Source organism: Amycolatopsis sp. NBC_00348 (assembly GCF_036114655.1).
GTDB lineage: Bacteria > Actinomycetota > Actinomycetes > Mycobacteriales > Pseudonocardiaceae > Amycolatopsis.
Genome location: NZ_CP107994.1, coordinates 7316777 through 7331187, shown reverse-complemented (window position 1 = coordinate 7331187; position 14411 = coordinate 7316777). Strand labels below are relative to the sequence as shown.

At 71.2% G+C, this 14411-nt stretch carries 16 protein-coding genes; 10 read left to right on the top strand and 6 right to left on the bottom strand.

Features of this window, described 5'->3' with window-relative positions; genetic code table 11:
• Nucleotides 1–75 precede the first annotated feature (75 nt).
• From OHS58_RS32100 to OHS58_RS32080, 5 genes are read left to right on the top strand one after another with little or no spacing between them, the layout of a single operon-like run.
• The gene (locus OHS58_RS32100; protein ID WP_326957345.1) at nt 76–381 is read left to right on the top strand and encodes an urease subunit beta; all 306 of its coding nucleotides are present in this window, start codon (nt 76–78) and stop codon (nt 379–381) included.
• A gap of 1 nt (nt 382) precedes the next feature.
• A complete protein-coding gene (locus OHS58_RS32095) occupies nt 383–2098 on the top strand; it encodes an urease subunit alpha (protein ID WP_326957347.1) in 1716 nt (571 codons plus the stop codon).
• On the top strand, nt 2098–2778 hold the full coding sequence (locus OHS58_RS32090; protein ID WP_326944668.1) for an urease accessory protein UreF: 681 nt from the start codon (nt 2098–2100) through the stop codon (nt 2776–2778). The genes OHS58_RS32095 and OHS58_RS32090 overlap by 1 nt, the downstream gene beginning before the upstream one ends.
• Complete coding sequence (gene ureG, locus OHS58_RS32085) at nt 2768–3472, top strand: urease accessory protein UreG (RefSeq protein ID WP_326957351.1); 705 nt, start codon at nt 2768–2770, stop codon at nt 3470–3472. The genes OHS58_RS32090 and ureG overlap by 11 nt, the downstream gene beginning before the upstream one ends.
• On the top strand, nt 3469–4164 hold the full coding sequence (locus OHS58_RS32080) for an urease accessory protein UreD (protein WP_328644993.1): 696 nt from the start codon (nt 3469–3471) through the stop codon (nt 4162–4164). Before ureG ends, OHS58_RS32080 begins: the two co-directional genes overlap by 4 nt.
• Before the next feature lie 63 nt (nt 4165–4227).
• Here the strand turns inward: OHS58_RS32080 and OHS58_RS32075 are convergent, their stop codons facing one another.
• Complete coding sequence (locus tag OHS58_RS32075) at nt 4228–4569, bottom strand: hypothetical protein (RefSeq protein WP_328644992.1); 342 nt, start codon at nt 4567–4569, stop codon at nt 4228–4230.
• 352 nt (nt 4570–4921) lie between these two features.
• Between OHS58_RS32075 and OHS58_RS32070 the strand changes: the two genes are divergently transcribed.
• Nucleotides 4922–5632, top strand: a complete 711-nt coding sequence (locus tag OHS58_RS32070) for a TetR/AcrR family transcriptional regulator (RefSeq protein ID WP_326944666.1) — start codon at nt 4922–4924, stop codon at nt 5630–5632.
• Between the two features lie 46 nt (nt 5633–5678).
• Here the strand turns inward: OHS58_RS32070 and OHS58_RS32065 are convergent, their stop codons facing one another.
• Nucleotides 5679–7352, bottom strand: a complete 1674-nt coding sequence (locus OHS58_RS32065) for a purine-cytosine permease family protein (RefSeq protein ID WP_328644991.1) — start codon at nt 7350–7352, stop codon at nt 5679–5681.
• Between the two features lie 229 nt (nt 7353–7581).
• Here OHS58_RS32065 and pdxH point away from each other — a divergent pair, with 229 nt between their 5' ends.
• From pdxH to OHS58_RS32050, 3 genes are all read left to right on the top strand, one after another.
• Entirely contained in the window at nt 7582–8259 is a 678-nt protein-coding gene (gene pdxH, locus OHS58_RS32060; RefSeq protein WP_247058377.1) for a pyridoxamine 5'-phosphate oxidase, read from the top strand.
• Nucleotides 8260–8544: 285 nt separating this feature from the next.
• Complete coding sequence (locus OHS58_RS32055; RefSeq protein WP_442788318.1) at nt 8545–9810, top strand: MFS transporter; 1266 nt, start codon at nt 8545–8547, stop codon at nt 9808–9810.
• Between the two features lie 25 nt (nt 9811–9835).
• Nucleotides 9836–10384, top strand: a complete 549-nt coding sequence (locus OHS58_RS32050; protein WP_328644990.1) for a DUF3558 family protein — start codon at nt 9836–9838, stop codon at nt 10382–10384.
• A 62-nt stretch (nt 10385–10446) separates the two neighbouring features.
• On the opposite strand, the gene OHS58_RS32045 is transcribed toward OHS58_RS32050, so the two are convergent.
• The 4 genes from OHS58_RS32045 to OHS58_RS32030 all read right to left on the bottom strand — a co-directional run bounded on the left by OHS58_RS32045 (nt 10447) and on the right by OHS58_RS32030 (nt 13730).
• Entirely contained in the window at nt 10447–11400 is a 954-nt protein-coding gene (locus tag OHS58_RS32045; RefSeq protein WP_328644989.1) for a hypothetical protein, read from the bottom strand.
• A gap of 88 nt (nt 11401–11488) precedes the next feature.
• On the bottom strand, nt 11489–12319 hold the full coding sequence (locus OHS58_RS32040) for an MBL fold metallo-hydrolase (protein ID WP_326944662.1): 831 nt from the start codon (nt 12317–12319) through the stop codon (nt 11489–11491).
• Complete coding sequence (locus OHS58_RS32035) at nt 12316–13152, bottom strand: MBL fold metallo-hydrolase (protein WP_328644988.1); 837 nt, start codon at nt 13150–13152, stop codon at nt 12316–12318. The genes OHS58_RS32040 and OHS58_RS32035 overlap by 4 nt, the downstream gene beginning before the upstream one ends.
• Nucleotides 13152–13730, bottom strand: coding sequence for a TetR/AcrR family transcriptional regulator (locus OHS58_RS32030; protein WP_328644987.1), 579 nt, complete (start codon nt 13728–13730; stop codon nt 13152–13154). The genes OHS58_RS32035 and OHS58_RS32030 overlap by 1 nt, the downstream gene beginning before the upstream one ends.
• A 121-nt stretch (nt 13731–13851) precedes the next feature.
• Between OHS58_RS32030 and OHS58_RS32025 the strand changes: the two genes are divergently transcribed.
• On the top strand, nt 13852–14406 hold the full coding sequence (locus OHS58_RS32025) for a hypothetical protein (RefSeq protein ID WP_328644986.1): 555 nt from the start codon (nt 13852–13854) through the stop codon (nt 14404–14406).
• Nucleotides 14407–14411: the final 5 nt, after the last annotated feature.

Below are 14411 nucleotides of genomic sequence, written 5' to 3'. Positions count from 1 at the left end.
CGCCCGCCGGTCGTGAGTGCGTAACAGTGTTAGAACACTGTTACGCACTCACGACCCCCACGTGAGAGGAGCCGGATGCGTCCAGGCGAGATCATCCCCGGCGACGAGCCGGTGGAGCTGAACCCGGGCCGCCTGCGCGTCCGGCTGCTCGTGCGCAACCTCGGCGACCGGCCCGTGCAGGTCGGCTCGCACTACCACTTCGCGGCCGTGAACCCGGGCCTCGAGTTCGATCGTGACGCCGCCCGCGGGCACCGGCTCGACGTCCCGGCCGGCACGTCGGTGCGGTTCGAACCGGGCGTCGAACGCGAAGTCGATCTCGTTCCGCTCGCCGGCGCGCGCCGCGTGCCGGGGCTGCGGTCCGAATTCTCGGGGGAGTTCTGAAATGCCGCAGATCGACCGCGAGCGCTACGCGGAACTGTTCGGCCCGACCACCGGCGACCGGATCCGGCTCGCCGACACCGACCTCCTGATCGAGGTCACCGAAGACCGCTCGATGGGCCCCGGCGGTTCCGGCGACGAGGTCCTCTTCGGCGGCGGCAAGGTGATCCGCGAGTCGATGGGCCAGGGGACGGCGACGCGCGCCGAGGGCGCGCCGGACCTGATCATCACCGGCGCCGTCATCCTCGACCACTGGGGCATCATCAAGGCGGACGTCGGCGTCCGCGACGGCCGGATCGTCGGGATCGGCAAGGCGGGCAACCCGGACACGATGGACGGCGTCGATCCGGCGCTGGTGATCGGCCCGTCGACGGAAGTGCTGTCCGGCAACGGGAAGATCCTCACCGCGGGCGGCATCGACTGCCACGTCCACTTCATCTGCCCGCAGCTCGTCGACACCGCGCTCGCCGCCGGACTGACCACTTTGGTCGGTGGCGGCACCGGGCCGAACGAGGGCACGAAGGCCACCACCGTGACGCCCGGCGCGTGGAACCTCGGGCGGATGCTGTCCGCTATGGACGGTTACCCGGTCAACGTCCTGTTGCTGGGCAAGGGGAACACCGTCCGGCACGAGGCACTGCGCGAGCAGCTGGCCGCCGGCGCGGGCGGGTTCAAGCTGCACGAGGACTGGGGCACGACGCCCGCGGCGATCGACGCCTGCCTCACCGTGGCCGACGAGTCCGGCGTCCAGGTGGCCATCCACACGGACACGTTGAACGAGGCCGGCTTCCTGGAGTCCACTGTGGACGCCATCGGTGGGCGCTCGATCAACGCGTACCACACCGAAGGCGCCGGCGGCGGGCACGCGCCGGACATCATCCAGGTCGTCTCGCTGCCGAACGTGCTGCCGTCGTCGACCAACCCGACCCGGCCGCACACCGCGAACACCCTCGACGAGCACCTCGACATGCTGGTCGTCTGCCACCACCTCAACCCGTCGGTGCCCGAGGACCTCGCCTTCGCCGAGAGCCGGATCCGGCCGACGACCATCGCGGCCGAGGACGTCCTGCACGACCTCGGCGCCATCTCGATGATGAGCTCGGACTCGCAGGCGATGGGCCGGATCGGCGAGGTGATCATCCGTACCTGGCAGACCGCGCACGTGATGAAACGCCGTCGCGGCGCGCTGCCCGGCGACGGCGCGGCCGACAACCTGCGCGCGCGTCGTTACGTCGCCAAGTACACGATCAACCCGGCCATCGCGCACGGCATGGAGACCGAGATCGGCTCGGTCGAGGTCGGCAAGCTCGCCGACCTGGTGCTGTGGGAACCGAAGTTCTTCGGCGTCCGGCCGCACGTGGTCCTGAAGGGCGGGTTCCCGGCGTGGGCGGCGATGGGTGACGCGAACGCGTCCATCCCGACGCCGCAGCCGGTCATGGCCCGCCCGATGTTCGGCGCCAACATCGGCGCCGCGCTCAGCCTGCACTTCGTCGCGCCGGAGGCCCTCGACAGCAACCTGCGGGAGACGTTCCGGATCACGCGGCCGCTGGTCGCCGTCTCGAACATGCGCGCGCGGACCAAGGCGGACATGGTGCTCAACGACGCCACGCCGGACGTCCGGGTCGAGCCGGACAGCTTCGCGGTGCACGTCGACGGCGAGCTGATCGAGCCGCAGCCGGTGACCGAACTGCCGATGGCGCAAAGGTACTTTCTCTTCTGATGGACCTTTCGGCACTCATCCTCGCGGACTCGCGCTTTCCCGGCGGCGGGCACGTCCACAGTGGCGGGCTCGAAGAAGCCGTCGCGCGCAAGTTGATCAAGTCCGAAAGGGACCTTCCGGGATTCCTTTCCGGACGGTTGCGGACGGCCGGTTCCCTGGCGGCGGTGTTCGCGGCGGCGTCGGCCCACGCGGCCGCGCGATCTGTCGCGAGTGGACACTGGTCCCGGCTGGACGCCGAGCTGGACGCGCGGACGCCGTCGCTCGCGCAGCGCGAGGCGTCACGGGCGCAGGGGCGGGGGACCGCGCGGGCCGGGCGGATCTCCTGGCCGTCACCGGTGCTCGTCGCGCTGGTGAAGGAAACCCCGCGGCCGCACCACCCGATCGTGCTGGGCGCGCTGGTCGGCGTCGCGGGCGGTGCGCCGTACGACGCCGCGATGGCCGTGGCCTACCTGGCTGTGAGCGGGCCCGCCAGTGCGGCGGTGCGGTTGCTGGGGCTGGACCCGTTCGCCGTCAACGCCGTTGTCGCGCGGCTCGACCTGCGGTCGGTGTGCGAGACCGCGGCCGCGGTCGCCGGCGACGACCCGGCGTCGCTCCCGGCGCCCGGATCACCCGGGTTGGATCTGTTCGCCGAGGCGCACGCCCGGCATCACCAGGAAGAGGTGCGTCTCTTTGCCAGCTGAAGGCCACGGTCACGGGCATTTCCACGAGGTCAACTTCGACCCGACGGCCGCCGAACCCGACCACTACGACCCCGCGCCGACGGCCGGGCGCGCGTACCGGATCGGCATCGGCGGGCCGGTCGGCTCGGGCAAGACGGCGCTGACCGCGGCGCTGTGCCGGGCGCTGGGCGACGAGGTGAACCTCGCCGTCGTCACCAACGACATCTACACGACCGAGGACGCGGATTTCCTGCGTCGCGCGGGAGTTCTCGACCCGGAGCGGATCGAGGCGGTGCAGACCGGCGCGTGCCCGCACACGGCGATCCGCGACGACATCACCGCGAACCTCGACGCCGTCGAGCGCCTGGAGGAGAAGTTCGCCGGGCTGGACCTGGTGATCATCGAGAGCGGCGGCGACAACCTGACCGCGGTGTTCAGTCGCGGGCTGGCCGACAGCCAGGTGTTCGTGGTCGACGTCGCGGGCGGCGACAAGGTGCCGCGCAAGGGCGGCCCCGGCGTCACGACGGCGGATCTGCTGGTGATCAACAAGGTCGACCTCGCGCACCTGGTCGGCGCGGACATGGACGTGATGACGTCGGACGCGCACCGGATGCGCGGCGAGCTGCCGGTCATCACGCAGTCCCTTGTGGACACCCCGGACGCGCCGGCGGTGGCGGACTGGGTCCGGTCGCTGCTCCCGGTCCGCGCCGGGTGAAGGCCCACGCCCGGCTGACGGCGTGCTTCGACGGCTCGCGCACGATCCTGCGCGAGCTGCGCTCGATGGCGCCGCTGACGCTGTTCCCGCGCCGCGGTGGCGGCCGGACGGCGGTGGTCCACCTGGTCAACTCGGCGACGTCCCCGTTGGGCGGCGACGACCTCCGGCTGACCATCAACGTCGGCCCGGGCGCGTCCCTGCGGCTCTCCGGCGTCGCGGCCACCTTGGCGCTGCCCGGCCTGCACGGCGAGGGCTCACTGTCCACAGTGGATGTCTCGGTGGCCGAGGGCGGCCGGCTGGAGTACCTGCCGGAGCCGACGGTCATCACGGCCCGGGCCCGGCACACCGCCGTGTTCCGGGCCTCGCTGGCGGACGACGCCTACCTGCACACGCGCGAGGTGCTGGTGCTGGGCCGGGCGAACGAGAAACCGGGCACGCTCACGACGTCACAGCAGGTCACGCGGGGTGTGACGCCGGTGCTGCGCCAGACGCTGACGATCGGCGACTCCACTTTGGACGCGAGCCTGGCCCACCTGGCGGGCCGCCGGGTCCTGGCCACCGACCTGGAAGTGGGCGGCGAGGAACTCCCGGCGGCCTCCGGTGAGTGGTGGTCACGCACGCCGCTGGCCGCCGGTGGCACCCTCACGACCTCGCTCGCGCCGGACGCCGTCACGGCGCTGGCGCCGTTCTGAGCAGCCCCCGATTTCCACGCTAGCGGAGGGGGCCGACAGTTTCGGGCGCCGCCGCGCGCCGGGTCACTGGTGGTGGCCGCAGGCCCACTTCCAGGTGGCGGCGCCGTACGCGGTCGCCGCTGTGTCGGGGTCCTTCCCGGGAGCCGGCATGGCGATCGCGTCGGCTTGTGCGGGGTCCAGCGCCGTTCGTGCGAGCCCGGCGATCGCGAGCGCCGAGCCGGCGGCGCAGAAGTTCGTGGCCGACTCGAACATCTCGTCGTACGTATGGGGCGAGTTCGGCGTGAACCCGGCCTTCTTCATCTCGGATGTCCATTCCGCCTCGGGGTCTGGTGGCGCATCATTACCGCAACCGGCAAGAGGCAGGGCGGACAGCACGGCGAGCGCGAGCAAGACGATGCGAAGCAACAGTGGTTCCCCTCGAAAGGTGATCGACATCGTGATGTCGTCGACACGTCGGGGCTCGTTACCGGCCGCGGTGCGGCACTTTCGCGTGAACGTGCCGCCGCTCGCCGGGGAAGACCCCCTGCGCCGTCCCCGGCGAGCGGAAGTTGTCGAATGCCGGATCGGCCGGGGAGTACCGGCGCCGGCCTCGCGAAAGCGTTTGCGCGAGCGGGATGCGCTCGTTCTCGATACCGTGCGCGCGCAGGCTCGGTGTCGTACGCGGCGACCGAATCCGCAGATCCTCTGGTAACGAAGATTTTCACAATTTACTCACCCGGGTAGGATCTGGCAATCCCTCGGAAGGAGGAGAGAACCGGTGGCTCGCACGTACGGCGGGGTCGCGCCCGAGCAACGTCGTGCCGATCGCCGTCAACGGCTGCTCGTGGCCGGGCTCGAGCTGTTCACCTCCACCGGTTTCCGGCACACCAAGATCACCGAGGTGTGCGCGCGGGCCGGCGTGTCGACGCGGAACTTCTACGAGGAGTTCACGAGCAAGGAGGACGTGCTCCGCACCCTCCACGACCAGATCAACAGCCTGGCGCTCGCGCACGTCACCGCGGAGCTCGACAAGGTCGCCGACGCCGACGCGCTCACCCGCATCTCGAAGCTGCTGGACGTCTTCATCGCGACGGTCACCGTGGATCCCCGGATGCCGCGCCTCAACTACGTCGAAGCGGTCGGCGTCAGCGCCGAGCTGGAGGCGCAGCACCAGGTGTGGGTCGACCGCTGGGCGAACTTCATCGCCGCCGAGGCGAACCGCGCCGCGGAGCACGGCGTCGTGCCCGTGCGGGACTACCGGCTGACGGCGATCGCGCTGGTCGGGGCGGGCACCGGGCTGCTGCGCGAATGGCAGGCGCACGACCCGCCGCTGCCGGTCGAAGAGATCGGCGCGGAGTTCCGCGCGATGATGCTGTCGGCCATCATGCGGCCGGAAAAGATCTTGGACATCGAGGGCAACCGCGGTGCCGCGGCCGACGTGGAACAGTCGAGCCGGGAGGGGGATCCGGGGGGAACCCGGCCAACGTGAAGGCCCGTTACCGGCGGCGGACGCCGGTAACGGGCCTTCATGGACGTTACGCCTGGCGCGCTGTGGGAATGCCCAGCGAAACCGGACCCGTCGTCTGGCACAGGTCGTGGCAGCTGTTGTCGAGCGTGCAGCACAGCGAGCAGATCGGCCCGCTCTGCTTCGCGCAGTCGGCGACGTCCGGCAGTTCGTACGGATCACCGCAGACCGAGCAGGTGTACGTCGCCCGCAGGTCGACGTCCTGGTCGGGCCCGGCGACCGTGTTCGGCCGGGCCAGGTAGTACTTCCCGCGCGTCACGACCGCCAGCGTCGGCACCAGCACGATCGCGATGACCAGCGCCAGCAGCGGGCTGAACGCGGCCAGGAACGGCCCGAACGCCCCGAAGTACGCCGCGATCGACACCGTCGAGGCGACGAGCATCGAGCCGAACCCGACCGGGTTGATCTTGTGCAGGTAGGCCCGCTTGAACTCGATGTACTTCGGCGAGAGCCCGAGCGGCTTCGCGATCACGAGGTCCGCGCACACCGCGCCGATCCAGGCGATCGCGACGTTCGAGTAGAAGCCCAGGATCTTGTTCAGGAACCCGAACGCGCCGAACTCCATCAGCGCCAGCGCGATCCCGCAGTTCACCAGCACGTACCAGACGCGGCCCGGGTGCTTGTGCAGCACGCGGGAGAAGAAGTTCGCGAACGACAGCGAGCCCGAGTACGCGTTGGTCGTGTTGATCTTGATCTGCGAGACGACGACGAACAGCGCGGCGAACGTCAGCGCGACCGGCCCGAGAGCCGGCTTCACGACTTCGACGTACGGCGCGATCGGTTCGAGCGCGGCCGTCTCGCCGACGACGCCGAGCGCGAGGAACGCCAGCAGCGCGCCCCCGATCTGCTTCGCGGCCCCGAGGATCACCCAGCCGGGCCCGGCGGCGAGCACCGCGGTCCACCAGGCCCGCTTGTTCTCCGCCGTCTTCTCCGGCATGAACCGCAGGTAGTCGGCCTGCTCGCCGATCTGCCCGATCAGCGACAAGGCGACACCCATGCCGAAGCCGAACCCGATCGCGGAGAACCCGGACCCGGCGCCGTCCGTGCCGCCGAAGGCCGCGAAGTCGGCGAAGCGGCCCGGCTCGCGGACCAGCACGACGATGAACGGCAGCACCAGGCCGGCCAGCCACAGCGGCTGCGTCCAGGTCTGCATCTTCGCCACCGCGCCCATGCCGTAGAGCGCGAACGGCAGGACGATCAGCGTGGCCAGCAGGTAACCGACCGCCAGCGGGATGCCGAGGGCGAGCTCGAAGGCCTGGCCCATGATCGAGCCTTCGAGCGAGAAGAAGATGACCGTGAAGCTCGCGTAGACGAGCGAGGTGAGCGTCGACCCGAAGTAGCCGAAGCCGGCTCCGCGGGTCAGGAGATCCATGTCCACTCCGGACTTCGCGCAGGCGGCCGCGATGGGCACGCCGGTCGTGAAGATGACGACGGCGGCGGCGAGGATCGCCAGCACCCCGGAGGTGAAGCCGTAGGAGAGCACGATGCTGGCGCCGATCGCGAAGTCGGCGAGGTAGGCGATGCCGCCCAGCGCCGTTGTCGCGACCACGAACGGTGACCATTTCCGGAACGAATGAGCGGCGAAGCGCAGTGAGTAGTCCTCGCGGTTCTCATTCGCCGCGAGTGGTGCGTACTGGCGTTTCGGTGGGGCCGTTTCTTCAGCGTTCGACAGGATCTCGGTCATGCCTGCCTCCGGGGGTGGTGGGGAACGGGCCGAAAGATAGACGCGTCCTTTATCGATCCCGGTCCGGGAGGTAACGCGGGCGTAAACGCTTGCTGACGGGCGGTTACGTGACGATGGCGGCGAAGTCGTGTCGGGAGTCACCGTTCAGTGGGTTCCGCTGCAGCTCGCGAGGCCCTAACGTCACCTGGACCCAAGTGTCAGGGCCCCGACCGGGTACGGAGGTTTGGCGATGATGCCGGAGATCGAGGACAAGGTGGAAGACGCCGTGGTACGCCTGCCCGGGATGCGCGTCGCCTACGACGGCGCCGCGTTCGACGAGTCGGCGCTGGCGGCCACGTGGACCGACCAGTTGCAGGGCTGGCTGAACCAGGCCGTCGCCGCCGGGATCGCCGAACCCAACGCGATGGTGCTGGCGACCGCGGACGCCGAAGGCCGCCCGTCGTCCCGCACCGTGCTGTGCAAGGGCCTCGACGAACGGGGTGTCGTGTTCTACACGAACTACACCTCGTCGAAGAGCCACGACCTGACCGCGACGCGCTACGCGTCGGTGACGTTCCCCTGGTACCCGCTGCACCGCCAGGTCCACGTCCGCGGTGAGGTCGAGAAGGTCGGCGTCAAGGAGACGGCGGAGTACTGGGCGCAGCGGCCGCGCGGCTCGCAGCTCGGGGCCTGGGCGTCCCCGCAGTCCCGCGTCGTCGACGGGCGCCGCGCCCTGGAGACCGCGCTGCACGGCATCGAGCGGCGCTTCGCCGACGTCGAGCGGATCCCGGCCCCGCCGCACTGGGGCGGCTGGCGGATCCGGCCGGACCTCGTCGAGTTCTGGCAGGGCCGCGAGGACCGCATGCACGACCGGCTCCGCTACATGCGCCACGAGGACGGCTGGAACATCGAGCGCGTCGCCCCGTAGCTGTCGATCTTCCGAAGGGCCCCCGCCGCGGCGGGGGCCCTTCGGCGTTCCGGCGTCGACGCCGGCCGTCGCGGCCGGGTTGTCCCCACCCCGGCCGTGATGTGGACAACCGGGCCCCGGAGACGGCTTTTCCGGCGTCCCGTCGGCCGGCCCCGATAAACTGGGTGCGGGGCCGAACCCCCGGAGAGGGCGGGGGGTGCTCGCCGGCCGCGGCGACGAAAATCACGCGACCGGGGATAGTTAGCCGAGCTAAGCTCATTGGTTGTGAGTGATCAACGGGGGACCTTGCCGCCCCGCACGGGCATCCGCGGGCTTCTCGGTCGCATCATCGTCGACACCCGGCCGCTGAAGATCCCGGCCTTCCGCCGGCTCTGGCTGTCCACTGTGGTCACCGCGGTCGGCACCCAGCTGACCGCCGTCGCCGTGCCCAAGCAGGTCTTCGACCTCACCGGCTCGTCGGCGTACGTCGGTCTCTCCGGGCTTGTCGCGCTCGTCCCGCTGCTGGTCTTCGGGCTCTGGGGCGGCGCCATCGCCGACGCCGTCGACCGGCGGAAACTCCTGTTCGTCACGAACGTCGGGGTCGCGATCACGTCCGCGCTGCTCTGGCTGCAGGCGTTCCTGAACTTCGGCTCGGTGTGGCTGGTGCTCGCCCTGCTGGCCGTCAACCAGGCGTTCTTCGCGATCAACATGCCGACGCGCGGCGCGGTCGTCGCCCGGCTCGTCCCACCCGAGCTGCTGCCGTCGGCGAACGCGCTGAGCAGCACGATGTCGACGTTCGGCGCCGTGTTCGGCCCGCTGATGGCCGGCGCGCTGATCCCCGTCCTCGGCCTCTCGACGCTCTACCTGATCGACGTCGTCGCCCTGACGATCACGCTCTTCGCGGTCTGGCGGCTGCCGTCGATCCCGCCGCTGAACGGGCCGTCGCGTCGCGCCGGCGTCCGCGACGTCGTCGACGGCTTCCGGTACCTCGCCGGGCAGAAGATCCTGCTGGCCTCGTTCGTCGCCGACATCATCGCGATGGTCTTCGGCATGCCGCGCGCGTTGATCCCGGAGATGGCCGAACGCACCTTCGGCGACCCGCCCGGCGGCGGCCCGGCGCTCGGCTGGCTCTACGCCGCGCTGCCCGCGGGCGCGATGCTGATCGGGCTGTTCTCCGGCTGGCTGACGCGCATCCACCGCCAGGGCGTCGCGGTCGTCATCTCGATCTGCGCCTGGGGCGCGGCGGTCGCCGGGTTCGGGCTCGCGCACTCGCTGTGGCTCGCGGTCCTCTTCATGGCGGCGGCCGGCGCCGCGGACATGGTCAGCGCGGTCTACCGGATGGCGATCCTGCAGACCGCCACCACCGACGAGATGCGCGGCCGGCTCCAGGGCGTGTTCACCGTCGTCGTCGCCGGTGGCCCGCGGATCGCCGACCTCACCCACGGCTGGGGCGCCGCCGCGTTCGGCACCGAAGTCACGGCGACCGTCGGCGGGCTGCTGGTGATCGTGCTGGTCCTGGCCGCGATGCTGGTGCTCCCGGCGTTCTGGCGGTACCGGGCGCCGACGGCTTAGGGCGCTTCCGGCTACTGTGCAAAGTATGCGTATCGCAGTCGCTTTGGTCGCTTTTGCCGCTTTGACCGCCTGCTCCGCCGAGGACAAGCCGGCGCCGGCGCCCAGCTCGTCGTCGCCCGCGCCCAAGCCGAGCACGAACGCCGCCGCGGCGTCGCTCGACCCATGCGCGCTGCTGCCGGCCGCGGCCGTGTCGAAGGCGCTGTTCCTGGACAACCTCACGGCGGTGCCGGGACCGGTGCAGGACAACGCGACCAGCGGCGGCAAGGCCCGCACCTGCGAGTACAAGCTCGACGACAAGGCCGCGGGCGCGCTCGCGGTGACGCGGTACGACGGCCGCCAGGCCAAGCCCGCCGACATGGTCGCGTCGATCAAGAAGGCCAAGCCGGGTGCCCAGGACGTCGCCGGGTTCCCGGACGGCGCGGTCTACTACGTCGACGAGCAGAAGACGGCCACCCTCGCCGCGGCCGAGCTGGTGTCCGGGACGCCGGTGCTGATCAACTACACCGGCCCGGCGAAGATGACGCCGGAACAGCTCGCGCCGCTGGTCAAGGCCGCTCTCGCGGCGAGCAACTGAGCTGTGACGGGGCTTCGCCCCGGCCGGGGGCTCCGCCACCCGGACCCCCGAAAGCTGCGGGTTCAGGCCCAGCCGACGAGCTGCCGCTGCCCGGCCGCCGGCAGCTGCTTCAACGCGGGCCGCGTGATCGCGCCCGGCGTGGTGGGCGAGTCGAACCACTCGCCCTGCGTCGTCTGGTAGAGCACGGTGGCCCGGTCCGGCGCGGCGGCCGCCTTGCCGATCCGCGGCTCCGCGCGGTCGACGAGCTTGGTGACCTGCGGAACCCCGTCGTCGACCTTCAGCCGCGCGAGCGCGCCGTGCGCGTCGGTGCCGCCGACGGCGTACAGCAGCACGGTGACGGCGTCGAGCGCGGTGACGAAGTAGTAGCGCGTGCCCGCGTCGTCGTAGGTCGCGTAGCCGATCGCGCCCGACGAGTCGGTCAGGTAGGCCAGGCCGCCGGCGCGCCGGACGTCCTTCCAGGTCAGCACCGTGCCCTGCGCGTCGGGCCACCAGGCCTGGACGCGCGGGTCGAGCGGGTCGTCCGGCGGCACGAGGCCGGCTTCCTCGGTGTTCTGGCCGGGCCGCGTGTAGTCGGTGGAGTAGACGGTTTTGCCGTCGTCGAAGTAGAGCTTCGTGCCCATCGGGCCGAACCGCGGGTTCCGGAAGCCCGCCACGGTGCCGGTGCGTTCGTAGCGCCGCCCGCGGCGGTCGAGCTTGAAGACGTCGACGCCGCCGCCGGACTCGAGGGTGGCGTACTGCCCGTCGGGGGAGACGAGGTCGAGCTTGCTGGCCGGCCCGTCGAACCGGGTCGGCGAGGTGTCGCGCCCGGGCAGCGGCAGGGTGGTCTTCACGACGCCGGTGGCGGGATCGGCGAAGACGACGTCGTCGTGACCGGGGTTGCGCTGGAGCAGCACCACCCCGGAGAGATCGAGCGGCGCCTGCACCGGCGCGACGGCGGGAGCGACCGGCGGGCCGCCCCCGCAGGCCGCCACCAGCAGGGCGAGCAGCACCACGCCCCACCGACGCTTCCCCACCATCGAGCCTCCCGAAGTCCACGGCTCAGATGCGGCGGGCGATCGTCCGGTTCCCGGTCGTGAGTGAGAAACAGTGTTCTAACACTGTTTCTCACTCACGACGGCGCAGGGCGGCCAGTTCCACCGGGCTGTGGGCCGAGAACACCGTCACCTCGTCCTGGTGGGCCTTCACCAGCTCCTGCAGCCGGGCCAGGTTGGCCAGGCGGGCGTCGCGCTTCGTCTGGACGATGTTCTGGAACGCCGTCATGCCCGGCGGGCAGTGCGGGGCGACCGGGTCGAGCTGGCCGTGGAAGAAGTACGCGTCGCCCGCGTGCAGGAGCCAGCCGTTGCCCGTGTCGATCGCGACGCCGTTGTGGCCGAGCGTGTGGCCCGTCAGCGGGACCAGCAGGATCTCCTCCGGCAGGCCCTTCAGCGACCGGACCGCGTCGAAGCCGAACCAGGGCTCGCCCGTCTCGTCGTAGGTGCTCCACAGTGGACGGTGGGCGAACTGGGCCGCGCGGTAGCGGTTCTTCTCGGCCGCGTTCGACGGGGCCGTCGCCGCGCGCTGCTCCTCGGTGCGGACGTGCACCACCGCGTTCGGGAAGTCCGCCAGCCCACCGGCGTGGTCGACGTCGAGGTGGGTCGGCACGATGTGGCGGACGTCGGCCGGGTCGAGGCCGAGCGCCTCGATCTGCGCGACCGCCGTCTCGGCCGCTTCGAGCCGGGCGCCGACCATCGCCATGAACGGCCGGCCCAGCCACTTGCCCGGCTGGGCGACACCCTGGGTGCCGAACCCGGTGTCGACCAGCACCAGGCCGTCGCCGGTCTCGATCAGCAGGCAGTGGGCGACGAGCTCCGCCCGCCGCAGCAGCCCGGGTTCGCCGTCGAGCAGCTTGCCGCCCGCCGGGCGCATCGTGCCGCAGTTGAAGTGGTGCACCTTCATACGCTGCTCCTGGTGCTCAGCCGGAGGAACTGGGTCTCGTCGTGCGCGGCGAAGACGGTGACCTCGTCGCCGTGCTCCTGAACAAGCTGTCGCAGGCGGGCGTGATTGTCCAGCCTGGCGCCCTTCACCGTCTCCATCCGGCCCTCGAACCACTTCAGGCCCGGCGGGCAGTGCGGCGCGGCCGGGTCGACCTGGCCGTGGAAGAAGTACGAGTCGCCCGCGTTGAGCAGCCACCCGCTCCCGGTGTCGACGGCGACGCCGGCGTGCCCGCGCGTGTGGCCGCCGAGCGGGATCAGCAGGACCTCGTCGGTCAGGCCGGCCAGCTGTCGGACGGCGTCGAAGCCGAACCACGGTTCGCCGGTGTCCGGATAGGACGTCCACTGTGGACCGTGACTGAACTGGATCTTCCGGTACCGCCCGCGTTCCGCGGCGTCACGCGGCGACTGCAGGGCCCGCAGCTCCTCGGCGTAGACGTGCACCCGCGCCCACGGGAAGTCGATGAGCCCGCCGGCGTGGTCGAGATCGAGGTGGGTCAGCACGATGTCCCGGACGTCCGCCGGGTCGAGGCCGAGCGCCCGGATCTGCGCGATCGCGGGCAACGCCGGATCCGCGACCGGGTTCGACTGCCGGACGAACCCGGCGCCGAGCCAGGCCTCGCGGTCGACGGCGGCCGGCGTGCCGGTGCCGGTCTCGACCAGCACCAGCCCGGTGGCCGTCTCCAGCAGCAGGCAGTGGCAGACCATGGTGGCGCGGCGGAACAGGCCCGGCCGGCCGTCGACCAGCCGGCCGCCGAGCGGGCGCATGGTCCCGCAGTTCAGGTGGTGGACGCGCATCAGGAGAACTCCCGTTCGAGGGTGGCGTGCAGGTGGGCGGCGACGGCCCGCAGCGGGGCGACGTCGCGGCGGGTGCGGGCCAGCAGCAGCCCGCCTTCGACGGCGGCGAGCACGATGGTGCCCAGCTCGTCCGCGCGCTCTTGCCCGAGTCCCTGGGTGGCCAGGTACGCGGTGAGGATGTCGTGCCAGTCCGAGTAGCCGTCCGCGCAGGCTTCGCGGATCGGCTCGCTCTCGGCGGCGGCGTCCAACGCGACTGTCGCGAGTGGACAGCCGCGTTGGAAGTCGGACTCCGTGAGGAAGTTCGCGAGCGCGTCGACGACCCGGTCGATCGCGGTCACGACGTCCGGGGCGTCGGCGACGACGGCGCGGAGCAGCGCGCCGGTGCGTTCGCTCGACAGCCGGACGGCTTCGGCGGCCAATTGTTCTTTGCCGCCGGGGAAGTGGAAGTAGAGCGACCCCTTCGGCGCGCCCCCGGCCGTCGTCAGCTGGGTGAGGCCGGTGGCGTGGTAGCCCTGCGAGTGGAACAGGTCGGCGGCGGTCTCGAGCATCCGCTGCCGCGTGTCGGTGCGGCGAACCATGGGACGACCGTAACTCAAACTATGACGACCGGTCTAGTGAGTAACGCTGAAAAGTTCGGCTACGGCCATCCGGGTGAGGTCGCTGGTCTGACCGGGTACCGGCGGAGCAGCATCACTAAGCGTGAGCGAATCCGAGTTCGTCGCACTGTCGGGTGGTGTTCGCCGAGCGCTGCCCCGGGCTGCCGCCAGCTTGCGGCGGCGCGTCACCGTGACGCTGGTGCTGCGTCGGCGTTCGTCAATCCCTGACCAGCTCATCGCGGGTCCTGGCACTCTCGGACGAGACCTGTTCGCCGAGCGGTACGGCGCCGATCCGGTCGACGTCGAGATCGTCCGCGCCGCCCTCGCCGACCTCGGACTGGAGGTCGGGGAGAGCGACCTGGGTACACGGAGCGTAGTCGTTTCGGCTCAGGTCAGGACACTCGTCCGGGTCCTCGGGCCCCGGCTGTGGATCCCCGCCGAGCTCGACGGCATCGTCCTCGCGGTACTCGGCCCCGGCGACGGGCCCGGCGACTCCCTGGCCGCACTGGCCGCGGCGGTGCACGCCGAGCCGACTCCACCGGCGCTCGACGTCGACGTGGCCGAGCAGGACTGGACCGAGCAGGAACGCGCGGTGCTGGCCGAACTGCTGGCGGACGCGGCGGCGCTGGGCATCAAGGTCGTCCCGCAGCCTCGGTAAGGTCG